This window comes from Planomonospora sp. ID91781, from assembly GCF_015711595.1.
GTDB lineage: Bacteria > Actinomycetota > Actinomycetes > Streptosporangiales > Streptosporangiaceae > Planomonospora > Planomonospora parontospora.
Window position 1 is genome coordinate 146484 of sequence record NZ_JABTEY010000003.1, and the last position, 23688, is coordinate 170171.

Sequence of the window (23688 nt, forward strand, 5' to 3'; positions counted from 1 at the left end):
ACTCCCAAAGACCGCTACACTTTTCATGTGCTGCCGCCGCGAGGCGACGGACATGGTGGGCGTAGCTCAGTTGGCAGAGCGCCAGGTTGTGGTCCTGGATGCCGGGGGTTCAAGTCCCCTCGCTCACCCCAGGTGAACGGCCGGTCCTTCGGGACCGGCCGTTCTGCATTTCCCCCAAGGATTCAACTTCCCCACCAAAGAGGGACATCACGGGTTATGCTCGCTGCTACTGCTGCGCCGTAAGACCGGGGGCCTCGGCGACCTGACCGTGTTGCTTCCGCGGAGGCGGGATGAGAGTCGACGATGCAAGGTTCAACGCCGAACCCGGAGTCGTGACGGGCTTGAGCAGGCGCGAGGCCGAGGTCATGGAGCTGATCGCGGACGGTCACTCCAACGGCCAGATCGCCCGTCACCTGTTCCTCAGCGAGAAGACCGTCAAGAACCACGTGAACCGGATCTACGCCAAGCTCGGCGCGGACTCGCGGGTGACCGCGATCGGCCTCTGGCGGGGACGGAAGGCTCCCGGCGCGCCGTCCCGCCGTGAACCCGGAGAGGACCCGCCCCGGTAGCCTCGCCGCCGCTCCGGAGACGGACCGGGCCGCCCGGGTGGAGGGCGGGGGCCGTACCGACGGGCCGAGGCGGGCGGCTAGCGGACCGGGTCCAGGACCCGGGCGATGGCGGCCGCGCCCTCCTGGAGTTCCTCCCTGGTCACCGAGAGAGCGGGGCGGAGCCGTACCGACCGCTCGCCGCAGGGCAGCACGAGCACCCCCTCGTCCTCCCGCAGACGGGCCACCGCCCGGTCCCGGTCCGCTCCCGAGGGCAGGTCGAAGGCGCACATCAGGCCCCGTCCCCGGGCGTTCCCGACCCGCTCGGGGAACTTCGCCTGGATCTTCAGGAGCATCGCCAGGAGTTCCTCTCCCAGCTCTCCGGCCCGCGGGATCAGGCCGTCACGCTCGACGATCTCCAGGATGCGGCGGGAGCGGACCATGTCCACCAGCCCGCCGCCCCAGGTGGAGTTGATCCGGCCGCTGACCCGGAACACGTTGTCCGGCACGAGGTCCACCCTGCGGCCCGCCATCACCCCGCCGACCTGGACCTTCTTGGCGAAGGCGACCACGTCGGGGCGCAGGCCGAGCTGCTGGTAGGCCCAGGGGGTGCCGGTGGTGCCGCCCCCGGTCTGCACCTCGTCCAGGACGAACAGCGCGTCGTGGGCGTGGCAGAGCCGTTCCATCGCCTGGAGGAACTCGGCGCGCATGTGGTTGTCGCCGCCCTCGCCCTGGATCGGCTCGGCGATGAAGCAGGCGATGTCGTGCGGGTGCCGTTCGAACGCGGCCCGCGCCTGCGCCAGCGCCCGCTCCTCGGCGGCCTCGACGTCGCCGAAGTGGACGGCGGGCACGTCGATGCGGGGCCAGCCGAACGTCGGGAACCGGTCGGTCTTGACCGGGTCGGTGTTGGTCAGCGAGAGGGTGTAGCCGCTGCGGCCGTGGAAGGCCCGGGTGAGGTGGAGCACCTTCGTGCCGAGTCCGGCGGGCCGGCCGTTCGCCTCGTTGTGCCGCGACTTCCAGTCGAAGGCGCACTTCAGCGCGTTCTCCACGGCCAGCGCGCCGCCCTCGACGAAGAACAGGTGGGGCAGCTCGGGATCGCCGAGCACGCGGGTGAAGGTCTCGGCGAAGTCGGCGAGGTGGGCGGTGTAGAGGTCGGAGTTGGCGGGTTTGTTCGCGGCGACCCGGCCGAGCAGCGCGAGGAACTCCGGATCGTCGCCGAACGGGTTCACGCCGAGCGGCGCGGACGCGAAGAAGGTGTAGAAGTCCAGGTAGGAGCGGCCGGTCCGGGCGTCGACGAGCCGGGATCCGCGGCTCCGTTCGAGATCGAGAACCAGCCGGTAACCGTCCACGAGCAGGTGGCGAGCGAGGCGGCCGTGCACGTCCATGTCCCCTCCACGGTGAGCTGGACAGATGATTCCCCCGCGTTGATCCTCTTACTTGAAGATATTACGTAATATCCCTGATATTTGTGAAGATTATGCGGTGACCGTCCAGTGACACCGGCGACCTCCGCGACCCCGGCGGGGAGGACCTCACCTCCGCCCGGGGCGCCGGGTTATGGTTCCCTCGGAGAGCCCGTCCGTCCAGGAGGAGTGCCCGGTGTCCCTTCGCGAATCCGCCGCCGACATGCGGGACGAACTGGTCCGTCTCCGCCACGACCTGCACCGGGAGCCCGAGCTCGGCCTCGACCTGCCCCGGACCCAGGAGAAGGTGCTGACCGCGCTGTCGGGCCTCCCCCTGGAGGTACGGCTCGGCGAGGGGCTGAGCTCGGTCACCGCGGTCCTCCGGGGCGACCGGCCCGGCCCCACCGTGCTGCTCCGCGGCGACATGGACGCCCTGCCGGTCTCCGAGCGCGGCAGTGCGGAGGAGGTCTCCCGGCTGGACGGGCGGATGCACGCCTGCGGCCACGACCTGCACACCACCATGCTCGCCGGGGCCGCCCACCTGCTCTCGGCCCGGCGCGACCGGCTCGCCGGGAACGTGGTCTTCATGTTCCAGCCGGGCGAGGAGGGGCACCGGGGCGCGAAGATCATGATCGATGAGGGCGTGCTCGACGCGTCCGGCGAGTGGCCGGTCGCCGCCTACGCCCTGCACGTGATCAGCTCGGTGCTCCCGAACGGCCTCTTCCTCACCAGGACCGGGCCGATCATGGCGGCCGCCGACCGGCTCGTCGTGACCGTGCGCGGCGCCGGAGGGCACGGCTCGGCACCGCACCTGGCCAGGGACCCGATCCCCGCCGCGTGCGAGATGGTCCTGGCGCTCCAGTCGATGGTGACGCGGGGCTTCGACGTGTTCGACCCGGTGGTGGTCACCGTCGGCTCCTTCCACGCGGGCACGGTCGACAACGTGATCCCCGAGGAGGCCAGGTTCGAGGCGACGATCCGGTCGTTCTCCGCCGCCTCCCACGAGCGGGTCCGGGAGCGGGCGGTCGCCCTCGTCGGAGGCATCGCCGCGGCGCACGGGCTCGAGGTGGAGACCGACTTCGAGATGGGCTACCCGGTCACGGTCAACGACCGTGCCGAGGCCGACTTCGTCGGCGAGACCGTCCGCGAGGTCTACGGCGAGGAGCGGTTCGTCCGGGCGCCGCAGCCGTTCACCGGCGCGGAGGACTTCTCCTACGTGTGCGACCGGATCCCGTCGGCGTTCGTGGCCCTCGGCGCGTGCCCGCCCGACCTCGACCCGCGCAGGGCCGCCTACAACCACTCCCCCGAGGCCCGCTTCGACGACGGGGTCCTGACCGACGGCGCCGCCCTCTACGCCGAGCTCGCCGCCCGCCGCCTCGGCCTGGCCGCGGGCTGACCGCCGCCGGAGGGCCTGCCGGGATGTGCGGACCCGCCGCCGGAAGGCCTGCCGGGCCCGGAAGGCCTCTCTCCGCTCCGGAACGCGGCAGGCCGGGCACGGAGCCGGACGGGCGCGGCTCAGCCGGCGGGGGTGATACGGATGCCCACGGTGCCCGCGCCACCCCTGCGGAGCCTGCTGCCGAGGATGACCAGCCGGGCCTGCAGACCGTACTTCCGCGTCAGCAGATCTCGCACCCGCTCGGTCTCCTCGGCGGACATGATCTCCGCCCGGCCCCCGACCTCTTCGCCCCGCGCGTTCCCCCGCACGTCGCACGCCCTGACCACGACCTCCGGGTTGTTGCGGATCCGCTTGACCTTGCCCGCCGAGACCGGCGTCCAGATCACCAGGGCCTCACCGTCGGGAGCCGCCCAGACCGGCGTGGCGACCGCCGCGCCGTTCCTGCGGTAGGTCGTCACGGAGACGTACGGCTCGGCGGCCAGCTCCCGGATGCTCGTCATGGCCGGAATCCTAGGCCGCGGCGGCGCCGTACCGCCCCGCGGACACGCCCCGGCCACGCCCCGGCCGACTGAAGGTCCTCCGTACGGCGGGGCTGATCGACTGCGAGCGGCGCGGCACGCGGGTCCACTACCGGATCGTCCCCGAGACGGTGAACCGGCTCGGCGCCCTGTTCACGCCGCCGGCCGAGCCCGCGCACATCGAGACGGCGTTCCCCGCCGGTAGACCCGGCGCGACCTGGGCATGGACAGGTGGGTACGGATGCTCGGGCACGGATGAGCGCCGACGAGCACAGACCAGCACGACTCGGAACGGACGACCTCGAAGCGAGTCGCCGGAAGACTTTGGACGCGTTGCGGATGCCGAAGACACCGATACCGGCCGACGAGGCCGAGCGGCTGCGGGAGATGGACGACCTGCAGGTGCTGAACCCCGCCCTCGAGCCCGAGCTCCAGGCCATCGCCACGCTGGCCGCGCGCATCTGCGGGGTCCCCATCGCGCTGGTCAACCTGGTGGGCGGGGAGCGGCAGTACTTCAAGGGCCGTGCGGGCATCGCGCTGAGCGGCGTGGACCGTGACAGCGGGTTCTGCCCGTACACCGTCTTCGAACGAGAGCTGCTGGAGGTGACCGACGCGCTGACCGACCCGCGCTTCCAGGAGGACCCCCTGGTCGCCGGCGAACCGCACGTGCGCTACTACGTCGGCGTGCCGATGCTCAGCAGCCGGGGCCATGCTCTCGGCACCGTCTGCCTGTTCGACCACCGGCCGCGCCAGTTGACGCCCGAGCAGCACCAGGTCCTGCGCGTCCTGGCGGCCAACGCCACCATGCTGCTGGAGTTGCGGGGCCACGCCCGGGAGTCGGAGCGGGTCACCCGGAGCCTGCGCGAGGTGCAGGAGCTCAAGGCGCAGTTCCTGCGCACGATCAACCACGAGCTGCGCACCCCGATGACCTCGATCCGCAGCTACCTGCACCTGCTGGAGGAGGACGAAGGACTGGACGAGCGCACCCGGGACAGGTTCCTGCAGGTCGTCGAGCGCAACACCACGCACCTGATGGACCTGCTGGACGAGTTGCTGCTGCTGGCCAGCCTCAACGCCGGGACCGCCGCGTTCACCCCGGCGCGGGCGGACCTGGCCGACATCGCCCGGCGCGCGGTCGACGCCGTCTCCCGGGAGGCCGAGGACAGGGAGCACTCCCTGCGCCTGCACGCTCCCGCCGGGGCGCAGGTGCGGGTCGACGCCGAGCGGCTGGAGCACGCCCTGCGGCACGTGCTGGGCAACGCGATCAAGTTCACCCCGCCCGGCGGCTCCATCGACGTCGCCGTCAGCCGCGACCCCGTGCCCACGCTGGAGATCCGCGACACCGGGATCGCCGTCGGGATGGAGGACCTGGAGCACGTCTTCGAGGACTTCTACCGCGCCTCGAACGCCGAGGAGCAGGCCATCGCCGGTCTGGGCATCGGCCTGGCCGTCACCTCGAAGATCGTCCGGTGGCACGGGGGCGCCGCGCGGATGGAGAACGAGGAGCACGGAGGCATCCACGTCACCCTCACCCTTCCCGTCCCCACACCCCGCACGGCTCAGGACGCCCCGTAGACCACCAGGGAGACCGCGATGTACTGCACCAGGTAGGCGGCGAGGGTGAAGGCATGGAAGACCTCGTGGAACCCGAACCAGCGGGGCGAGGGGTCGGGTCGGCGCAGGCCGTACACGACGCCGCCGGCGGTGTAGAGGACGCCGCCGACGAAGATCAGCGCCACCGCGGCCACGCCCGCGCCCTCCGCGAGCTGGGGCAGCACGAAGACGGCCGTCCAGCCGAGGGCGATGTAGAGGGCCGTGGACAGCCAGCGGGGCGCGCGGGTCCACAGCACCCGGAACAGCACGCCCGCGATCGCGCCGGCCCAGACCACGGACAGGACCACCACGCGGGCGGAGCCGTCCAGCGCGAGCAGCGCGAACGGGGTGTAGGTGCCCGCGATGATCAGATAGATGTTGGCGTGGTCGAGCCGGCGCAACACCTCTTCCAGGCGCGGTGAGAGCGTGCCGCGGTGGTACGTCGCCGAGATGCCGAACAGCAGGCCCGAGGTGATCGCGTAGATCACGGCGGCGAGCCGCGCCTGCAGGGTCGGCCCCAGTGCCACCAGGACGAAACCGGCGACGAGCGTGACGGGCAGCGCCCCGGCGTGCAGCCATCCGCGGAGCCGCGGCTTGATCGACTCCGGGAGCGACGTCTTCTCAGAAGCGGTCGTGGTCATGAACCTACGGTATCGTAAGTTACGCCTACGTAGGTTGTGATCCGCCCTACATCTCCTCCCCTACAGGGCCCGCAGGAAACGGGCCGCGACGGGCAGGGCCGTCCCCGCCCCGCTCCCGCCGTTCTCCACGAACACCGCGAAGGCCACCCCGTCCCGGTAGCCGACGAACCAGGCGTGCTCCCCGGTGGCCGCCTCGGCGGTGCCCGTCTTGCCCGCCGTGCCCTCCGGGAGCGGCACGCCCGAGGCGCTCCCTTCCGTCACCACCGCCCGCATCATCGTGCGCAGCCCCTCGGCGACGCCCGGCGGGAGCGGGCGGTCCTCCTCCTCACCCCGCCGCCGCGTCATGGTCGGGGAGTGCCAGTGCCCGCTCTCCACCGCGGCGGCGGCCAGTGCCATGCACAGCGGGCTGGCCTCCACCGAGTTCTGCCCGAAGGAGTCGGCGGCCAGCTCGTCGCCTGTCGTGTGCGCCCGGATCGAGCCGCACCGGCCCGGGACCCCGGGAAGGGGCCGGTTGAACCCGAACAGCTCGGCGGCCCGCACCAGGCCGCCGTCCTGCAGGCCGGTCACCGCCCGCTCGGCGAAGGCGGTGTTGCAGGAGACGGCGAAGGCGCGGGTCAGCGTGGTCTCGCCGAGCGCGGTGACGGACGAGGCGTTGCGGAACGGGTACCCGCCCGGGGGCGAGTAGGAGTCCGGGCAGGACACCGGCGAATCCGGGGTGAGCCCGGCCGACAGCAGCGCGGCGCCGGTGACCACCTTGAAGGTCGAGCCCGGCGGATACAGGCCGAGGAACGCCTTCCGGCCGCCCAGCCGGTCGGCGACCGCGAGGACCTCGCCGGTGCCGGACTCGACCGCGACGATCGCGGCGGGGCGGCCGACGCCGTCCAGCGCCCGGGCCGCCGCCGCCTGGACCCGGCGGGAGAACGTGGTGCGCACGTCCTCGGCGGGCGGCGGCTCGGACCCCAGGAGCCGCCGGACGCCGCCGCCCGGCTCGACCGCCTCCAGCACGAGACCCGCGGCCTCCCCGTCCTCCTCACCCTCCTCGGCGGCCTCGCCGAGCAGGCCATCCCGCAGCTCCGCGAGGTAGTCCTCCGCCCCGCTGTCGCGCGGGAAGCGGGCGCCGGAGGAGGTGACCAGCCGGGCCTGCGGCGCCGGGATCTCCCTGATCCGCAGCCGCCCGCCGCCGGCGAGCGCCGGGTGGAGGGTCTCCGGCGCCCAGGCCACCTTCCACTCCCCGTCCTCGCGGGCGAGCCTCAGCGTCGAGGCGAACGGCCACTCGCCGAGGTCCTCGACCTCGCGGACCCCCTCGAACGGCAGCTCGGCCGCCCGGTCGCCCCGGAGCCTGATCGCCCCCGGGGTGACGGTCAGCGACTCGACGCCCAGTTCCTCGGCGAAGGCCCGGTGCCGCTCGACGAGGTCCGCCGGGGCGCCGCCCGCGAGCCGTTCCATCGCGGCCAGGTCGCCGCCCTCCCAGGCCGCCAGATAGGACCTGGCCACCTCCTCCGCGCTCGCCGGGCGCCGCTCCTCGCTCCCGGCGGACGGCAGGGGCCGCGTGAGCGCGTAGACACCCCCGCAGATGATGACGAGCACGACGGTGACGAGAGCGAGGAGCGGCCGGGTGCGCATACGGTTTCTCCCAGAAGAGTCTCCACCCGGTGTATATCAGAGGAAAGAGGATCAAAGGGATGTCCAGGCGGGAAGCACAGGGGCCGATGCCGGGCCGTTACCCGGTGACCTTCGGGGAGGTCGACCTGCTGCGCGACCTCGACAGGCCCTCGGGCTGGGTCGTCTCCTCCGGCGGCGTCCCCCAGTCCTACGTCGACCTGGACGACCCCACCTACCTCGACTTCGAGTACGTCCAGCTGATGGCCCTGGTGATCGACCTGCTGGACGAGGGGCCGCTGGACGCCGTGCACGTCGGCGGCTGCGCCTGCACCCTGCCCCGCTACGTCGCGGCGACCCGCCCGGGATCCCGGCAGATCGTCGCCGAGCCCGACGGCGGCCTGGTCCAGCTCGTCCGCGACCAGCTCCGCCTGAAGTCCGTGCCCCGGCTCAAGGTGAAGATCCTCGACGGCCGCAGCGCCACCGCCGGGCTCGCCGACGGCTCGGCCGACCTGCTCGTGCTCGACGCCTTCAGCGGCGCCATGATGCCGCTCGACCTGGCCACCTCCGAGTACATGGGCGAGGTGGCCCGCGTGCTGCGCCCGTCCGGGACGCTGCTGGTCAACATCGCCGACGGCAAGGGACTGGCCTTCGCCCGGCGGGTGCTCGCGACGATCGGCGGGACCTTCCGCCACGTGGCGATGCTGGCCGAACCCGGCGTGCTGCGCGGCCGCCGGTTCGGCAACCTCATCGCCGCCGCCTCACCCGCGGCCCTCCCCCTGGCCGGGCTGACCCGCCGGGCCGCGGGCGGCCTCACCCAGGCCCGCTGCCTGCACGGGGAGGAGCTGTCCCGCTTCGTCGCCGGGGCCCCGCCGCTGAACGACGGCGACTCCGTGGTCGTCCCCGTCCCCCCGCCCGCCGTCTTCGGCTGACGGCGGTCCGGTCCTGTCCCCGGGTCCGAGCGGCCCGGGCCTGTCCCCGGGTCCGAGCGGCCCGAGCGCGGGCCCCGCCCCGGATCCGTGCCCGGGCCTGTCCCCAGGTCCGGGCCTGGGGACAGGCCCGGCCTCAGGCACAGAACGGGACACCGGCACCGGCACCGGCACCGGCACCGGCACCGGCACCGGCACCGGCACCCAGGCTCGCACCCGGGTCCCCTCCCCCGGCGCGCTGGACACCTCCAGGCTCCCGCCGAGCGCCCGCAGCCGGTCGGCCAGCGGCCCGAGCCCCCGCCGGCCGGTCACCGCCGGGTCGAAGCCCCTCCCGTCGTCGGCCACCACGGCCTGGAGCCGCCCCGCGGCGTGCGCCAGCCGTACCTCGATCCGGGTGGCGTCGGCGTGCTTGAGCGCGTTGGCCACCGCCTCGCTCACCGTGAAGTACATCGCGCCCTCGACCTGGTCGGGGAAGCGTCGGGCCCGCAGTTCGGGGGCGGCGGTCACGGTGGTCGCCACCGGCAGGCGCGAGCAGCGCTCCTCGACCGCCTCGGCCAGCCCACCCTGGCTCAGCGCGGACGGGTGGATGCCCGCCGCCAGCTCCCGCAGGTCGGCAAGGGCCTGGCGCGCCTGCTCCCGCAGCAGCGCCAGCAGCTCGGGCTCCCCGCCGGTGGCCCTGGCCAGCTCCAGGCCCGCGATGAGCGCGACGAGCTGCTGCTGCGCGCCATCGTGGATGTCCCGTTCGATCCGCCGCCGCCCCGCCTCCTCGGCGTCGACCAGCCGGGCGGCCAGCGCCGCGCTCCGGATCGCCAGCCCGACCGGTACGGCCAGCGCCCCCAGCAGTCGCCGGTCCTCGGCCGTGACGGGCCCGGCGGTCTTCGGGCCGCAGGCGATGTGCCCCAGCCCGGCCGGCACGGTGAGCACCGCCTCGCCGTCCTCCTCCCCCGCGACCACCCGCGTGCCGTCGGCCAGCGCGACGGCCGCCCACCGGACCTCCAGCCCGGCCCGTACGGCTCCCGCCAGCCGTTCGAGCTGCTCGACCGGGTCGGCGTCCTCCAGTCCCGGACCGATCTCGGTCAGCAGCTCGTCCACCGTGGGCCGCAGGTCGAAGACGAGGAAGAGCCGCGACCCCCGGATCCCCACCCGGACGTCGAGCAGGTTGTGCCGGAACACCGCCGCCGCGATCACGGCGGGCATGGCGGCCATGATGGTGAGGGCGCCGAACCAGCCCGCGGCCTCCTGGCCCTTCTCGGCGAAGAGCCCCGTCAGGACGTACCCGCCGAGGTTGGCGACCGTCCCGGCGATCATCCAGCGCAGCGGGCGGCGCTCGGCCGCCGGGCTCCGCAGGCAGCGCAGGACGAGTGAGGCCAGCACCGCGAGCGCGGCCAGGAAGGTCGCCAGCTGCCCCAGCCCGCCCGCGGCCCCGGCGACCAGGCCGGCCGTCCCGCCGAGGCCGAACGGGTTGCCCCCGGAGAAGAAGGGCGCGTAGACCTCGTCCGGGCTCAGCAAGATGCCCAGCCAGTAGACGGCGATCACCGCCGCGGCGATCCGGGCACCCGCCCGCCAGCGCCGCGAGGGCAGCCGCCCGTCGGGGAAGAGCAGCGGGATGAAGACCCAGCTCAGACCGTAGAAGAGGGGGAAGAACGAGAGCATCAGGACGCCGGCGGCGACCGCCGGTCCCGGGCCTCCGCGCAGCAGGAGGCCGTATCCGGACGCCCCGAGCCCCAGGCAGCCGGCGGTGGCCAGCAGCAGCCAGCCGTACACGTTGTCCGGGCGGCGCCGCGCGATGAGCAGGCCGAGGGCGGGCAGCGACAGGCACGCCGCGATGAACACCCACTCGGTGAACGGGACGGGCAGGCCGGTCTCCATGACCGCGCCCGCGACGATCCCGGCCGAGGCCGCGCCGGCCGCCGCGCCGGAGAGGAGACGGGCCCTGGTGGATGCCATGGAACGCAGCGTGGCCCGCCACCGGGCCCGCCGTCCATGAGGTTGTCCGCACACCGGGTGCAGTTTGCCGCACCCCGGAGGACGGGGGCCTGCCGGGTACTGCGCCGCCGTGCCGCTCCCTAGGTTCGGACCGAGGCCGCCGGAGGGGCGGCCGGCACCACGACGACGAGGAGTCCCCATGCGACCGCTGTCCCGACCGACCCGCCTCCTGGCGGCGGCCCTGGCCGCCGCGGCCGTCCCGGTGATCGCGCTCACCGGCGGGCAGGCGGCGCAGGCCGCGCCGGTCACGCAGGCCGCTCAGGTCACTCGCGCCGCTCAGGCCATCCAGATCACTCACGCCGCTCAGGCCGCCCAGATCACTCACGCCGCTCAGGTCACCGCCTCCGCGGTCACCGCCGCCCCGGAGATCCCCGACAGCCCGGCCGGCCGGCAGCTCCGCTGGTTCCTGGGCGCGCCGGACCGGGCGCCGCTCTCCGGGAGCGAGCTGGCCGAGCACGTCGAGGCCGCCTTCCTGGCGGAGCTGACCGTCGAGAAGTTCAACGCCTTCCTCGCGGACGTGCGCGGGCTCACGCTGGAGAAGCTCACCGAGGTCACGCCCACCGCGCTGACAGGGACGGGGAGGATCGGCAAGGAGGAGGTCACGGTCCAGCTCCGGGTGAACGCGGAGGGGAAGATCGACAGACTCGGGGTGGGGGCCCCGCAGCCGCCGATCCCGGCCGCCCCGAAGAGCTGGGCCGAGCTCGACGCCCGGCTGCGCAAGGCCGCCCCCGAGGTGGGCTTCCTCGCCGCGGAGATCGACTCCCGGGGCCGGTGCCAGACCGTGCACGGCCTGGCCGCGGGCAAGGCCCGGCCGCTGGGCTCGATCTTCAAGCTCTACGTGCTCGGCGCGGTGGCCGAGAAGATCCGGGACGGGAAGCTGAGCTGGGACACCGAGCTCACCATCAGGCCGGAGTGGAAGAGCCCGAGCGAGGGCGGCCTGTTCGAACGGCCGGACAACAGCACCGTCACGGTCCGCGAGGCGGCCGAGCTGATGATCTCGATCAGCGACAACACCGCCACCGACATGCTCATCCACACCGTCGGCCGCAAGGCCGTCGAGGCCAAGGTGCGCCAGTGGTCCGGCCACCCGAAGGGCAACATCCCCTTCCTGACCACCAAGGAGTCGTTCCTGCTCAAGGGCGTCGACTATCCGAAGCACGCCAGGGCCTACCTCGCGCGGGACGCCCGGGGCAGGCGCGCGTACCTGGAGAACGTCGTCGCCGGGCTGAAGCTCACCGACATCAAGGTGTGGACGGCGCCCCGCGAGATCCACACGCTGGAGTGGTTCGGCTCGCCGAAGGACGTGTGCCGCGCCTTCAGCGGGCTGGCGAAGCTGTACAGCGAGCCGCTGCACGGGGCGCTCTCGGCCAGCGACATCGGGATCGGGCTGGACCCCGCGAAGTGGCCCGTCGTCTGGGCCAAGGGCGGCTCCGAACTCGGTGTGTTCGACCTGGCCTACGCCGCCCGCACGGCCGCCGGGCGGACCTACGTCGTCGTCCCGCTGGCGAACGACCGCAGGAAGCCGCTCGACGAGGCCAAGGTCGCCCCCGAGCTCATCTCGCTCAGCCGTGGCGCGTTCGCGCTGCTCGCCAAGGGCTGACCCGGACGGCGGGCGCCTGTGGCACCGGTTCGTGCCCTCCCCCGAGGAAGGCGCGAACCGGTGCCCGTCTCAGCTCGCCGCGAGCGTGACGCAGGCGACCCGGGGTCCGGCGGAGCCCGCGTCGGCCCCGGCCGTCCTGGTCGGCTCGGCGTGGACGACCAGCGAGCGGGGCGGCCGGCCCGGGGCGAACGCCCAGTCCTGCTTCGCCGTCGCGGTGGCCGCGCCCCGCCGGTCGGTGGTGAAGTCGAGCCAGACCTCGCTGGCGGCGCTGGCGTGGGAGTGGTGGCCGTCGCGGTAGTGCGGCCCGGCGTCGTCGGGGTCGGCGCCGCACGGGTTCACGTGCAGGTGCACGCCGTACGTCCGGCCGGGCAGGAAGCCGCGGACCTCGACCTTCGCCGTGGACAGCACCGCCCCGGACTCCGCCGTCACGCGGGCCCACGCCCCGGGCGGCACCAGCGCCCTGTCGTAGGCGATCGCGGTGGCCCGCGGGGCGGGCGCGCCGAACGTGCCGCCGCCGGAGAGCACGGTCCCCCCCGGGGTCACGTCGTGCACGGCCGGCCGGGCCCTGCCCTCCGGGTCGCCCTGCCCGCCGCACGCCGCGGCGAGCAGGGTGACGGCGGTGAGAATCCACGGCAGGCGGCGCATCGGCATCTCCTCGGCCCGGCGGGAAGGACGCCCCACTCTAACGAGTGACCATCCGGGCACGCAGGGTGTTCGCCTGATGGAGCTCCCACTCCTCTCCCGGCGCGCTCACGCCGTACGGCACGCTCACGCCGTACGGCGGGCCCACATCGCACGGCGGGCACCGCAGCACCGGGAGGAGCGGACGGCCGGGAGGGCCGGACGGCCGTCAGGCCCCGTGGGCGGCGGCGATCCCGTCGATGCGGGCGGCCAGTGCGAAGTCGTTCTCGGTCAGGCCGCCGGCGTCGTGGGTGGTCAGGGCCAGGTGCAGGGTGCGCCAGCGGATGTCGATGTCGGGGTGGTGGTTCATCTTCTCGGCCTCGACCGCGATCTCGTCGACGATGCGGATCGCGGTCGGGAAGTCGGGGGCGGTCACCTTCCGGCGGATCTCGTCGCCCTCGCGCCGCCACTCGGGCACCTCGGCCAGCCGCCGCTGCACGGCGGAGTCGTCAAGCAGGTCCATCGCTCCAGGAGATCACATCGGAGGCGGGACGCCGAATCACGCCACGCCCGTTCCCGGGCCCAGGAGGCCGTCGCGTCGCGGGCGCGCCTTCCGCATGACGGAGCAAGTTGCGGTTTGCCCCTTATTACCGGAAAGCCCTACGTTTATGGTCATGCTGCTGGCCGACCAACGCCGTCTGCTGTGCGAGTACGGCCGCCGGGCCGCCGAGACCGGACTGGTCGTCGGGACCGCCGGCAACCTGAGCGTGCGCGTCGGGGACCTGGTCGCGGTCACGCCGAGCGGGGTCCCCCTGGACCGGCTGGAGCCCGAGGCCTGCCCGGTCGTCGACGTGGCGGGCCACCTGGTCGACGGCGCGCTGCAGCCCTCCTCCGAGACGCCGATGCACCTGGCGGTCTACGCGAGCGGCGACGCCGGGGCCGTGGTGCACACCCACTCCGTCTTCGGCGCCGTGGTCGCCGCCACCATGACGGAGCTGCCGCCGATCCACTACACCGTGCTCCTGCTCGGCGGACCGGTCCGGGTCGCCGAGTACGCCACCTACGGCACCCCGGAACTGGCCGCGAACGTCCGCGCCGCCCTGGAGGGCGGCAGGAGGGCTGCGCTGCTGGCCTCCCACGGCGGCGTCACCCTCGGCGACGACCTGGCGGGCGCCTTCGAGGCGACCCGGCTGCTGGAGTGGCTCTGCGAGGTCTACGTCCGCGCCAGGGCGGTCGGCGAGCCCCGGGTGCTCACCGGCGAACAGCTCGCGGCCGTGGCCCACCGCGCCTTCAACCCCCCGACGTTCCCCACCCGCGAGGACTGACGATGCCCCTCCAGCTGACCGGCTCCCCCAGCGACCCGGACCTGCTCCGCCTGCCCTGGGACGTGCCCCTGGAGAAGTGGCCGGAGCACCGCCTGGTCTCGCTGCCGCGCGGCATCTCCCGGCACGTGGTGCGCTTCGCCCGGCTCTCCGGCCGGGTATACGCGATCAAGGAGATCAGCGAGCACTACGCCAAGCGGGAGTACCGCCTGCTGTGGGACCTGCACCGGCTGGACACCCCCGCGGTGGAGCCGGTGGCGTACGTCACCGGCCGGACCGGCGCCGACGGCGAGCCGCTGGACTCCGCGCTGATCACCCAGCACCTGCAGTTCTCCCTGCCCTACCGGGCCGTCATGTCGGGGACCATCCGGCCCGACACCCTCAACCGGCTCCTGGACGCCCTGGCGGTCCTGCTCGTCCGGCTCCACCTGAACGGCTTCTACTGGGGCGACTGCTCGCTGTCGAACGTGCTGTTCCGCAGGGACGCGGGCTCCTTCGCCGCCTACCTGGTCGACGCCGAGACCGGCGAGCTCCACCCGATGATCAGCGAGGGGCAGCGCCGGCACGACATCGACGTCGCGCACACCAACCTCTACGGCGAGATGCTCGACCTGGAGGCCGGCGGCCTGCTCCACCCCTCCATCGACCCGGAGGAGGTGGCCGACTCGGTCTGCTCGCGCTACCACGCGCTCTGGGGCGAGCTCACCTCCGACGAGATCATCGAGGAGGTCGACTGGCACATGATCGACCAGCGGATCCGCCGGCTGAACTCCCTCGGCTTCGACGTCGCCGAGATGATGGTCCGCCGCAAGGCGGGCACCGGCCGGTTGATCGTCCGGCCCAAGGTCGTGGACGCCGGCCACCACCAGCGCAGGCTGCTCCGCCTCACCGGCCTGGACGTGGAGGAGAACCAGGCCCGGCGGCTGCTCAACGACCTCGACTCCTTCCGCGTCTCGTACGGCCTGCGCCACGAGGACGAGGCGATCGTGGCCCACCGCTGGCTGGCCGAGGTGTTCCAGCCGACGGTCGAGGCCGTCCCGGAGGAGATGCGGCGCAAGCTGGAGCCCGCCCAGCTCTTCCACGAGGTGCTCGACCACCGCTGGTACATGTCCCAGGAGGCGGGGGCCGACGTCGGGCTGCAGACCGCCGTGCAGTCTTATGTGAAGAACATTCTTATTTTCAAGCCGGACGAGAAGGCACTTATCTCCGAAGATCAGTAGACGGTGTTGCACACGGAGTGCACTTCCTTCTACCCGGTGGATGAAACTTCCTCCTCCCCACATCTCCATTTTTAATAGGACACATAACCCCCTCGGGAATTCCCTACTCTGGCCGGGCGACGTTTTCCGCAGCCGTCGGCGAGGGAGTTCGAGTGCTCGGAATCGAAGAGTGCCTGACCGAGGTGATGGCCATCCCCGGCGCGCTGGACGCGATCCTGATCGACCAGACCAGCGGGATGGCCGTGGCGACCGGCGGCGGCAGCCGCCACCTGGACGCGGAGAAGTCCGCGGCCGGCCTCAGCGGGACCCTCCAGGCGACTCTGGACGGACTCGCCGCGACCTCCCCCACCGGCACGGTCCGCGTCAATGAAATGATCATTACCGCGGACGATGGGCATCATTTACTGAAACCCCTGGAAACAGTTTTCGATGGCCCATTGGTGATATATGTCCGACTCGATCCCGGCCGTTCGAATCTGGCCCTGGCCCGCCACCGGCTCCAGGCGCTTTCCGGCCGGCTCATAACGACGTGAGCCATGCCGACCGCCGAGAGCGTCCTGCGCGGACTCGCCGACGACCGGGCGACCGGCGCCCTGCGCCTGGGGAAGGCCGGGGTGTTCTACCTCACCGGCGGCCGGGTCACCTACGCCGAGAGCGCCTGCTGCCCCCGGGCCGAGGACCTGCTCGTCGCCGGCGGCCGGATCTCCGCGCACGCCGTACGGCAGGCCAGGCAGGCCGCGTCGGAGCAGCGGCCGGGCGGCGGCCTGCTGGTCGACCGGGGCCTGCTCACCCGGGGCGAGCTGGAGTTCTGCGTGCTGGGCGCGGTGCTCGACGCCGCGTTCTTCCTGTTCGACGCCACCGGCGTCCGGATGCGGTTCCGCCCGGAGGACCGGCACTGGCTCGGACCCCAGTGGTATTTCGACGTGACCGGACTGCTCCGGGAGCACGGGCGAAGGAGGGCACAGTTGGACCAGGCCTGGCCATCCGCCGAGCTGGACACCCTTCCCGTCGTCCCGCTGGCGCGCATCCCCGCCCAGCAGGTCATGCTCACCTCCCTCCAGTGGGAGGTCCTGGTCGGCGCGGACTCCTCCGCGACCCCCGCCGACCTGGCCCGCAAGCTGGGCCGTCCCGCCTACTCGGTACTGCTGGCCGTACGGCAGCTCGGCGCGGCGGGGCTGCTGCGCCGGCCGGAGCCGCCGCCGGAGGCCCCTCCCGCCGAACCGCCGGAGGCCCCGCCGAGGACATCCCCGAAGACGTCTCCGGAGGCGCCGGCCGGGGCGCCTCCGGAGACCCGGTCCCGCGTCCCGTCCGGCCCGCCACCCCAGGCTCCGGCACCCGGGGCGTCCGCTCCGTCCGGGGTCCTCCCCCGGCGGGCCGGCGGCGCCGCCCGCGCCGGGACCGCCCCGCAGGACGGGACCGCCCCGGAGGCCGGGGCCGAAGCGGTCCGGCCCCGGCCGTCCCCGGAGTGGCTCCCCGCCGCCACGGGGGACCCCACCGACGTGAACCTGCTCATCCGGCTGAGGAACGCATTGGAGGCGCTCGCATGAGGTCGGTCTCGTGCCGCTGACCCTGAGGCTGCGGACGCTGAAGCTGATCGGAAGGAGGATGCCCGTGGAACTGCGTGACGAGGTGTACCGGGAGATGGTCCTGCTGCGCCGGCGCATGCCCGACGTGGACGGCAGCGTCGCGTGCAGCGTGGACGGCCTGGTGATCGCCGGTGACATGGCCGGCAGCGTCGAGCAGACCGGCGCGCTCTCCTCCGCCCTGCTGGCCCTCAGCCGCCGGATGACCGGCCTCATCGGCAAGGGCGCCCTGGAGGAGACCCTGATCTCCGGTACCAACGGCTACGCGGCCTTCTACGCCGCCGGCCCCAAGATCGTCCTCGCGGTCACGGCCCGCCCGGGCACCAACCTCGGGCTGCTGCGACTGGAGGGCCGCAGGACGGCGGCGAACCTGGCCGCCATCGGCGAACGCATGTCGGCAACGACCAGACCTTCGACAACACAGTGACTCGACAACTCAGTGATCGGAGAGACCAATGGCCAGCATGGACGTGTCCCTCAAGGAGATGATGGCGATCGACGGCGCCGTCGGCGCGGTGGTCGTGGACTACAACAGCGGGATGGCCCTGGGCGCGCTCGGGGGTTCCAAGGACCTCGACCTCCAGGTCGCGGCGGCGGGCAACACCGAGGTCGTCAAGGCCAAGCTGCGGACGATGGAGTCGCTGGGCCTCAAGGCCACCATCGAGGACATCCTCATCACCCTCACCGACCAGTACCACATCATCCGGCCGATCACCGGCCGGGGCGGCAAGGGCCTCTTCCTCTACCTCGCGCTCGACCGCGGCCGCGCCAACCTGGCGCTGGCCCGGCACACCCTGCGCGGCATCGAGGAGAAGCTCGAAGTCTGAACCTCCGGCCGCGGTCCGCGCCCCGGGAGGCGGGGGCCGCGGCCGGAGCCGCGGGGCCTAGCGCTCCGCGGCGGCGGTCAGGCCGCCGATCTCGGCGGCGAACTCCGGCCAGAGCGGGCGCGGCAGGTCGTGCCCCATGCCCGGGTAGGTGACCAGCCTGGCGCCGGGCACGGCGTCCGCCGTGGCGATCCCGCCGGGCAGCGGCACGAGCTGGTCCTGCTCCCCGTGCAGGACCAGGGCCGGCACCGGCAGCTCCTTGAGCAGCGGCGCGCGGTCGCCCGAGGCCATGATCGCGGCGAGCTGCCGGGCCACCCCGGCGGGGTCGTAGGCGCGGTCGTAGCTCAGGCCCGCGAGCCGGGCGATCCGGTCGGCGTCGAAGGGGTAGCCCGGCGAGGCGATGACCTTCCAGGTCTCCAGGGCCCGCGCGATCGCGGTCTCCCGGTCGGGCGAGGGCGGCGACATGAGCGCCGCCATGGCCGCCTCGGTGGGCGGGGCGGCCTGCGGGCTCGGCGTGGACATGATCGAGGTCAGGCTGCGCACCCGGTCCGGGTGGCGGATGGCCATCGCCTGGGCGATCATCCCGCCCATGGAGACGCCGGCCACGTGCGCCGACTCCAGGCCGAGCGCGTCGAGCAGGCCTGCGGCGTCGTCGGCCATGTCGCCGAGCAGGTACGGCGCGTCCGCACTGGAAACAGGGCCGAAGGAGGGCGTGCCCGCGTCGTGGAAGTGGGTGGACTCGCCCACGTCCCGGTTGTCGAACCGGATGACGTGGTGGCCCCCGTCCGCGAGCAGCGTGCAGAACTCCTCGTCCCAGTGGATCATCTGGGAGCCCAGCCCCATGATCAGGAGCAGCGGGCGCCCTCCCGGGGACCCGAAGGTGTCATAGGCGATCTCGATGCCGTTCGCCGAGGCGCGCAGAGCCATCTCACTCCCACCGTGCTCGTCCGTCGGAACAGAATCTCATTCTGGAAGCGTGACGACAAGAGCCATGTTCTGTTCGCGATCGCGATCACAGCGGCGGCCCCCGGCGGCCTCCCCGTACCGGGCCCACCGGACGGGCGGACGGGCGGACGGGCGGAGCGAACCGAACCGGCGGGCCGGGGCGGGCGGGCGGGCGGGCCGGAGCTGAGCAGGCGGTGCCCGGTCCCGCCGGAACGCCCGGTCGTTCCGGCGGGGCTCAGTCCCACCAGAACGACCAGGCGTTCCTGCCCATGATCTGCTCGGCGTAGTCGATCAGCGTCCCGGCTCCCTGCACGATGCTGTCGGGGCAGAACGTCCAGTGCTCGGCGGCCAGGTGCAGGGCGTGCTCCCGCGTGACCGGAGGGGCCGCGACGCTCAGGTCCAGGGTGTTGAAGCCCATGCCGACCACCCGTGCGCCGAACCGGTCCTCCCAGCTGCGCACCACGGCCGCCAGCGGCACCATCCACTCGTTGTGGTTCAGCGCACCCTGCCAGCCCATGGCCGCCAGCGCGTCGGCCCCCCGGTCCACGGCCACCAGGCCGAGGGGGGTGCGGCGCTCGGCCACGAGCCCGGCGTACCAGTCGGCGACCACGTCCGGGTCCGCCATCGGCGTCCCCGGCCCGGCCGGACCGGGGCACCGCGGGCCGAACGGGTCCAGGATCTCCAGCTGGCCGGGATGGGCCTTCTCGATCCAGTCGGCCCACACCTCGGCCATGAACGCGGCGGTGTTGTAGTTGTCGATCTCGGCGGGGGCGTCCGGGGCGATCTGGCCGGCCGTCCACGGCTGGACGGTGTCCTCCAGCAGCACCGGCCACAGGCCCGAGTGCGGGTGCTCGGCCCGCAGCCTGGTCCACAGCTCGGCGGAGACGACCGTGTCGCTGAGCCAGAACGCCGGCTGGTGGTACGAAGTCGTCAGCAGCGACGTGTAACCGGGGTCGGGCCAGACCAGGTCTCCGGTCGGCAGCTCGACCGCGAGGGTCCGCCCCTCGCCGCCGTCGGCGAACAGCTGCCCCAGCAACGGCGGAAGCCGCTCACGCTCGCAGTCACCCATCTCAACCGTCCCGATCCCGACCACGCCCCAATTTTGCCTGCCGGTCGCCACGCGCACGGCGGAAGCCACCGATGCCCGGCCAGGGACAACTCGCCATAATTCCATCTACCAGCGGAGTGCCGTCCCGCGGAGGCGCCTTCCCCGGGTGCGGCGTTGCTAAAGTTGGCAATTGCCCGGAGTGCCGGGGCGCGCGGGAGGCGGTCGCGACGCGGTGACCGCTCCGGCGTCCGCCGGGATCCGGGGTCCGGGCGGCGCGGCCGTCCGCGCGGAGCCCGTACGGACGTCCACGCGGGACCGCGGGAGACGGCAGTGCCACGGGAGGGAGGGCGCCGCGGTGAGCGCACCGCTGTACCAGCTGAAGGCGGAGTTCTTCAAGACGCTCGGGCACCCCTCGCGCATCCGGGTGCTGGAGCTCCTCAGCGAGCGCGAGCACTCCGTCGCGGAGATGCTCCCCGAGGTCGGCATAGAGCCGGCGCACCTGTCTCAGCAGCTGGCGGTGCTCCGGCGGGCGAACCTCGTCACGGCCCGCAAGGAGGGCTCCACCGTCTACTACTCGCTGACCCATCCGGGCCTCGCCGACCTCCTCGCCGTGGCCCGGTCCATCCTCACCGGCGTGCTGTCCGGGCAGGCGGAGCTCCTGGAGGACCTGCGGGCCTCGGCCCGCGAACGGGGGTGAGCAGACCCCTGGCGTGGGCGATGGCCGCCGGGGTGCCGGGGAAGACCAGCCCGTCGCGGCGCAGGTGCTCGGCGACGCCGAGCGCGGCCAGGACCTGGTCGTGGCCCGGCCGGATGCCCGACAGCAGCACGGTGATGCCGCGGCCCTCCAGACGGGGGGTCGTGCTCATCTGCGGGCCTCGGCGCGCAGCTCGGCCAGGAGTTCTCCCTGCCCGGCCAGCAGGTCGGCGAGGATCCGCCGCGCCGCGACCAGCAGCTCCGCCACGTCCGGGGTGGACAGGGCGTAGACGACGGTGGTCCCCTCGCGCGTGGCGCCCACGATCCCGGCCCGGCGCAGCACCGCCAGCTGCTGGGAGAGGTTGGACGCCTCGACGTCGACCGCGGCGAGGAGGTCCCGGACCGGCAGCGGACCGGTCTGGAGCAGCTCCAGCACCCGGATGCGGACCGGGTGCCCGAGCGTGCGGAAGAACTCCGCCTTGGCCTGGTTGAGCGGCACCGCCATGATCACGCCGTTTCGCCGGCGGGCGCGCCGACCCCGTGCCGCACCTCGACGCCGTGCTGCCCGGCGATGCGCAGCAGGTTGTCCAGCCGGCCGGACAGGACCTCGACCGCGTGGTCGTCGTGCGCCTGGCGCACGAGCCGCAACTCCGCGTCGACCTCGTCGATACGCGCCAGCAACTCAGCCGTGAACTCGCTCATGCATCCTGCTTCCCGTGGACTTCCGGTGGACTTCCCGCGGACCGGCGCCGGTGCACCGGCGCCCGGGTGGCGGGAACATGCTACTTACAAACTCACCAATTGCGTAATTCTTCAAGTCGTAAGGGGCTTGGGTAAGATGGCGGCGGTGGTCCGCTCCCGGAGGTCTCCCCCGCCGGCCCAGGTCCCGATCCGCATCAGGTCAGGACCGGGCGGGGCACGCCGGGTAAGGTCACCGGCGAGCGAGGACCGGCCCGGGATACCGGGCCGCGCTGGCCCGCGATGCGACAATGACGAGAGGCCGGGCACGGTCTACGTGAGGGAGTGCAGCCAATGGGACGGGGTCGCGCCAAGGCGAAGCAGACGAAGGTCGCTCGCCAGCTGAAGTACAGCAGTCACCACATCGATCTCGAGCGGCTGCGTGAGGAGCTCGGCTCCGGAGACGACCGCGCGCAGGACCGCCCCGAGACCGACGCCCCCGCGGGGGAGCCGGCCGACAGATAGCGGCCGGGAGCACGCAGGGCGCGGCGGCGGGTCCCAGGACCCGCCGCCGCCCGCGTCTTCGCACCGCGGCCCGGGCCGGGTCCGCCCCGCATCGTGGACGCCCCGGAGAGAGAACCCGGAAAGAATTCCGGGAGCCGTGTCGAACGGACCACCGCCCGTTCGACGCGTCAGCGGGAGGCCGGGAACGGACCCGGCCGCAACGACAGGGAGCACCACGATGCGGTTCCTCATGATGACCACCGAGACCGAGAGCATCCCGGACGAGCGGATGATGGCCGAGATGGGCCGGTTCATCGAGGAGATGAGCCGGGCGGGGGTGCTGCTGGCCACCGGCGGCCTGGACCCCCGGGCCACCCGTATCACGTCCTCCGGCGGCAAGGTCACCGTGACCGACGGCCCGTACACCGAGGCCAAGGAGGCCGTCGTCGGGTTCGCGCTCATCGAGACGCGCACCAAGGAGGAGGCGGTCGAGCTGTCCAAGCGCTTCTGGCGGATCGCCGGCGACGGCGCGGGCGTGATCCAGCAGGTGTTCGGTCCCGAGGACCCGATGCCCGGGCGGTGAGCCCGCCCGGGTCCTCCGGCCCGGTGTGAGCCGCGGGCCCGCTCCGTGGCCCACATCGGGCCCACGACAGACCCCGCGCCGGAGCCCGCGGCGGAACTTGCGCCGACGGTCCCACCGGTGCTCTCATCGTCGGGGTGACGGCCTCTGACCCCCGGCCGGGGACGCACCGGGACGAGCACCGGAACGCACATAGGGATGCGCACCGGGCGATCGACGCGGTCTGGCGGATGGAGGCGGCCCGGATCATCGCCGGCCTCGCGCGGATGGTGCACGACATCGGCCTGGCCGAGGAACTGGCGCAGGACGCCCTGGTGGCGGCGCTCGAACAGTGGCCGGAGTCAGGCACGCCGGACAATCCGGGTGCCTGGCTCATGGCCGTCGCCAAGCGCCGGGCCGTCGACCGGATCCGCCGGCAGCAGCGGCTGGAGCGCAAGCTGGAGGAGATCGGGCACGGGCTCGATGACGAGGATCCGGCCCCGGAGTTCGACGCCGTCCTGGACACCGACCCCATCGAGGACGACCTCCTCCGGCTGGTGTTCACCGCCTGCCACCCCGTCCTGTCCGCCCAGGCGCGCGCCGCGCTCACGCTCCGCCTGCTCGGCGGCCTGACGACCGAGGAGATCGCCCGCGCCTTCCTGGCCCCCGAGGCGACCGTCGCGCAGCGGATCGTCCGCGCCAAGCGCACGCTCGCCGAGGCGGGGGTGCCGTTCGAGGTGCCCGAGGGCGCCGAGCGCGCCGACCGGCTGGCCTCGGTCCTGGAGGTCGTCTACCTGATCTTCAACGAGGGCTACACCGCGAGCGGCGGCACCTCGTGGATGCGGGTGGACCTGTGCCAGGAGGCGCTGCGCCTCGGCCGCGTCCTGGCCGGGCTCGCCCCGCAGGAGCCCGAGGTCCACGGTCTCGTCGCGCTGATGGAGATCCAGGCCTCGCGCACCCGCGCGCGCACCGGCCCGTCCGGCGAACCCGTCCGGATCCTCGACCAGAACCGCGGCCTGTGGGACCGGCTGCTGATCCGGCGCGGCTTCGCGGCGCTGCTGCGCGCGGAGAAGCTCGGCGCACCGCCCGGCCCGTACGTCCTGCAGGCCGCGATCGCCGCCTGCCACGCGCAGGCCCGCACCGCCGAGGAGACCGACTGGGCGCGCATCGCCGCCCTCTACGAACTGCTCGTCCGGCTGACCCCCTCGCCGGTGGTCGAGCTCAACCGCGCCGTCGCACTCGGGATGGCGTACGGCCCGGCGCGCGGGCTGGAGGTCGTCGACGCCCTCGGTTCGGAGCCCGCGCTCAAGGACTACCACCTGCTGCCGTCCGTGCGCGGGGACCTGCTCGCCCGGCTGGGCCGCCTCGACGAGGCCCGTAGGGAGTTCGAACGCGCGGCCTCCCTCACCCGCAACCTCCCCGAGCGCACCCTCCTGCTGTCCCGCGCCGCCGCGTGCGCGCCCTTCTGACCTGCAACGACC

Annotated in this window: 26 protein-coding genes, 1 tRNA gene and 1 pseudogene; 16 read left to right on the forward strand and 12 right to left on the reverse strand. The window is 73.3% G+C overall.

The window, feature by feature from the left end; all coding sequences use genetic code 11:
- The first annotated feature begins 55 nt into the window (after positions 1 to 55).
- Both HS048_RS30985 and HS048_RS30990 read left to right on the forward strand, forming a co-directional pair.
- A tRNA-His gene (locus HS048_RS30985) sits at positions 56 to 131 on the forward strand.
- 159 nt (positions 132 to 290) lie between these two features.
- Positions 291 to 569 (forward strand): helix-turn-helix transcriptional regulator, encoded by a 279-nt coding sequence (locus HS048_RS30990; RefSeq protein WP_068903357.1) that lies wholly within the window; start codon positions 291 to 293, stop codon positions 567 to 569.
- A gap of 77 nt (positions 570 to 646) precedes the next feature.
- Here HS048_RS30990 and lat read toward each other — a convergent pair whose 3' ends face one another.
- On the reverse strand, positions 647 to 1930 hold the full coding sequence (gene lat, locus HS048_RS30995; RefSeq protein WP_191893699.1) for an L-lysine 6-transaminase: 1284 nt from the start codon (positions 1928 to 1930) through the stop codon (positions 647 to 649).
- 214 nt (positions 1931 to 2144) lie between these two features.
- On the opposite strand from lat, the gene HS048_RS31000 reads away from it, so the two are divergent.
- Entirely contained in the window at positions 2145 to 3344 is a 1200-nt protein-coding gene (locus HS048_RS31000; RefSeq protein ID WP_196469627.1) for a M20 family metallopeptidase, read from the forward strand.
- A 119-nt stretch (positions 3345 to 3463) separates the two neighbouring features.
- Here HS048_RS31000 and HS048_RS31005 read toward each other — a convergent pair whose 3' ends face one another.
- Positions 3464 to 3844, reverse strand: a complete 381-nt coding sequence (locus HS048_RS31005) for a PPOX class F420-dependent oxidoreductase (RefSeq protein WP_196469628.1) — start codon at positions 3842 to 3844, stop codon at positions 3464 to 3466.
- 357 nt (positions 3845 to 4201) lie between these two features.
- On the opposite strand from HS048_RS31005, the gene HS048_RS31010 reads away from it, so the two are divergent.
- Positions 4202 to 5437, forward strand: a complete 1236-nt coding sequence (locus HS048_RS31010; RefSeq protein WP_196469629.1) for a HAMP domain-containing sensor histidine kinase — start codon at positions 4202 to 4204, stop codon at positions 5435 to 5437.
- Here HS048_RS31010 and HS048_RS31015 read toward each other — a convergent pair.
- The gene (locus HS048_RS31015; RefSeq protein WP_196469630.1) at positions 5422 to 6096 is read right to left on the reverse strand and encodes a hemolysin III family protein; all 675 of its coding nucleotides are present in this window, start codon (positions 6094 to 6096) and stop codon (positions 5422 to 5424) included. The two genes, HS048_RS31010 and HS048_RS31015, sit on opposite strands and share 16 nt — an antisense overlap.
- Before the next feature lie 60 nt (positions 6097 to 6156).
- Positions 6157 to 7719, reverse strand: coding sequence for a penicillin-binding transpeptidase domain-containing protein (locus tag HS048_RS31020; protein ID WP_196469631.1), 1563 nt, complete (start codon positions 7717 to 7719; stop codon positions 6157 to 6159).
- Positions 7720 to 7778: 59 nt separating this feature from the next.
- On the opposite strand from HS048_RS31020, the gene HS048_RS37760 reads away from it, so the two are divergent.
- Positions 7779 to 8627, forward strand: coding sequence for a spermidine synthase (locus HS048_RS37760; protein WP_230882386.1), 849 nt, complete (start codon positions 7779 to 7781; stop codon positions 8625 to 8627).
- 201 nt (positions 8628 to 8828) lie between these two features.
- Here the strand turns inward: HS048_RS37760 and HS048_RS39000 are convergent.
- Positions 8829 to 10751: pseudogene (locus HS048_RS39000) on the reverse strand (sensor histidine kinase); the annotation flags it as partial.
- Between HS048_RS39000 and HS048_RS31030 the strand changes: the two are divergent.
- Positions 10750 to 12210, forward strand: coding sequence for a serine hydrolase (locus tag HS048_RS31030; protein WP_196469633.1), 1461 nt, complete (start codon positions 10750 to 10752; stop codon positions 12208 to 12210). The pseudogene HS048_RS39000 and the gene HS048_RS31030 sit on opposite strands and share 2 nt — an antisense overlap.
- 69 nt (positions 12211 to 12279) lie before the next feature.
- Here HS048_RS31030 and HS048_RS31035 read toward each other — a convergent pair whose 3' ends face one another.
- The gene (locus tag HS048_RS31035; protein ID WP_196469634.1) at positions 12280 to 12855 is read right to left on the reverse strand and encodes a superoxide dismutase family protein; all 576 of its coding nucleotides are present in this window, start codon (positions 12853 to 12855) and stop codon (positions 12280 to 12282) included.
- Positions 12856 to 13060: 205 nt separating this feature from the next.
- Positions 13061 to 13354 carry a 4a-hydroxytetrahydrobiopterin dehydratase gene (locus HS048_RS31040; RefSeq protein ID WP_068903344.1) on the reverse strand — a complete coding sequence of 98 codons (294 nt, stop codon included), beginning with the start codon at positions 13352 to 13354 and terminating at the stop codon, positions 13061 to 13063.
- 151 nt (positions 13355 to 13505) lie between these two features.
- Between HS048_RS31040 and HS048_RS31045 the strand changes: the two genes are divergently transcribed.
- The 6 genes from HS048_RS31045 to HS048_RS31070 all read left to right on the forward strand — a co-directional run bounded on the left by HS048_RS31045 (position 13506) and on the right by HS048_RS31070 (position 17783).
- The gene (locus HS048_RS31045; RefSeq protein ID WP_196469635.1) at positions 13506 to 14156 is read left to right on the forward strand and encodes a class II aldolase/adducin family protein; all 651 of its coding nucleotides are present in this window, start codon (positions 13506 to 13508) and stop codon (positions 14154 to 14156) included.
- A gap of 2 nt (positions 14157 to 14158) precedes the next feature.
- On the forward strand, positions 14159 to 15373 hold the full coding sequence (locus HS048_RS31050) for a DUF4032 domain-containing protein (protein WP_196469636.1): 1215 nt from the start codon (positions 14159 to 14161) through the stop codon (positions 15371 to 15373).
- Positions 15374 to 15525: 152 nt separating this feature from the next.
- On the forward strand, positions 15526 to 15906 hold the full coding sequence (locus tag HS048_RS31055; RefSeq protein ID WP_084009003.1) for a hypothetical protein: 381 nt from the start codon (positions 15526 to 15528) through the stop codon (positions 15904 to 15906).
- A gap of 3 nt (positions 15907 to 15909) precedes the next feature.
- On the forward strand, positions 15910 to 16920 hold the full coding sequence (locus HS048_RS31060; protein ID WP_196469637.1) for a DUF4388 domain-containing protein: 1011 nt from the start codon (positions 15910 to 15912) through the stop codon (positions 16918 to 16920).
- 64 nt (positions 16921 to 16984) lie between these two features.
- Positions 16985 to 17383 carry a roadblock/LC7 domain-containing protein gene (locus tag HS048_RS31065; RefSeq protein ID WP_084009027.1) on the forward strand — a complete coding sequence of 133 codons (399 nt, stop codon included), beginning with the start codon at positions 16985 to 16987 and terminating at the stop codon, positions 17381 to 17383.
- A gap of 28 nt (positions 17384 to 17411) precedes the next feature.
- On the forward strand, positions 17412 to 17783 hold the full coding sequence (locus HS048_RS31070) for a hypothetical protein (protein WP_068903339.1): 372 nt from the start codon (positions 17412 to 17414) through the stop codon (positions 17781 to 17783).
- A 57-nt stretch (positions 17784 to 17840) separates the two neighbouring features.
- Here HS048_RS31070 and HS048_RS31075 read toward each other — a convergent pair whose 3' ends face one another.
- Together HS048_RS31075 and HS048_RS31080 are read right to left on the reverse strand one after the other, a co-directional pair.
- Positions 17841 to 18707 (reverse strand): alpha/beta fold hydrolase, encoded by an 867-nt coding sequence (locus HS048_RS31075; RefSeq protein WP_196469638.1) that lies wholly within the window; start codon positions 18705 to 18707, stop codon positions 17841 to 17843.
- A 253-nt stretch (positions 18708 to 18960) separates the two neighbouring features.
- Entirely contained in the window at positions 18961 to 19818 is an 858-nt protein-coding gene (locus HS048_RS31080) for a DUF4253 domain-containing protein (RefSeq protein WP_307832711.1), read from the reverse strand.
- A gap of 310 nt (positions 19819 to 20128) precedes the next feature.
- Here HS048_RS31080 and HS048_RS31085 point away from each other — a divergent pair, with 310 nt between their 5' ends.
- A complete protein-coding gene (locus HS048_RS31085; protein ID WP_068903483.1) occupies positions 20129 to 20470 on the forward strand; it encodes a metalloregulator ArsR/SmtB family transcription factor in 342 nt (113 codons plus the stop codon).
- Here HS048_RS31085 and HS048_RS31090 read toward each other — a convergent pair.
- The 3 genes from HS048_RS31090 to HS048_RS31100 are packed head-to-tail and all read right to left on the reverse strand — an operon-like array spanning position 20400 to position 21168.
- A complete protein-coding gene (locus HS048_RS31090; RefSeq protein WP_196469951.1) occupies positions 20400 to 20639 on the reverse strand; it encodes a hypothetical protein in 240 nt (79 codons plus the stop codon). The two genes, HS048_RS31085 and HS048_RS31090, sit on opposite strands and share 71 nt — an antisense overlap.
- The gene (locus tag HS048_RS31095) at positions 20636 to 20971 is read right to left on the reverse strand and encodes a helix-turn-helix transcriptional regulator (RefSeq protein ID WP_068903481.1); all 336 of its coding nucleotides are present in this window, start codon (positions 20969 to 20971) and stop codon (positions 20636 to 20638) included. Before HS048_RS31095 ends, HS048_RS31090 begins: the two co-directional genes overlap by 4 nt.
- A gap of 2 nt (positions 20972 to 20973) precedes the next feature.
- Positions 20974 to 21168, reverse strand: coding sequence for a hypothetical protein (locus HS048_RS31100; RefSeq protein ID WP_068903334.1), 195 nt, complete (start codon positions 21166 to 21168; stop codon positions 20974 to 20976).
- Positions 21169 to 21498: 330 nt separating this feature from the next.
- On the opposite strand from HS048_RS31100, the gene HS048_RS31105 reads away from it, so the two are divergent.
- From HS048_RS31105 to HS048_RS31115, 3 genes are all read left to right on the forward strand, one after another.
- Positions 21499 to 21669 carry a DUF3073 domain-containing protein gene (locus HS048_RS31105; RefSeq protein ID WP_084009001.1) on the forward strand — a complete coding sequence of 57 codons (171 nt, stop codon included), beginning with the start codon at positions 21499 to 21501 and terminating at the stop codon, positions 21667 to 21669.
- A 217-nt stretch (positions 21670 to 21886) separates the two neighbouring features.
- Entirely contained in the window at positions 21887 to 22231 is a 345-nt protein-coding gene (locus HS048_RS31110) for a YciI family protein (protein ID WP_068903332.1), read from the forward strand.
- Between the two features lie 227 nt (positions 22232 to 22458).
- A complete protein-coding gene (locus HS048_RS31115; protein WP_196469908.1) occupies positions 22459 to 23676 on the forward strand; it encodes an RNA polymerase sigma factor in 1218 nt (405 codons plus the stop codon).
- Positions 23677 to 23688: the final 12 nt, after the last annotated feature.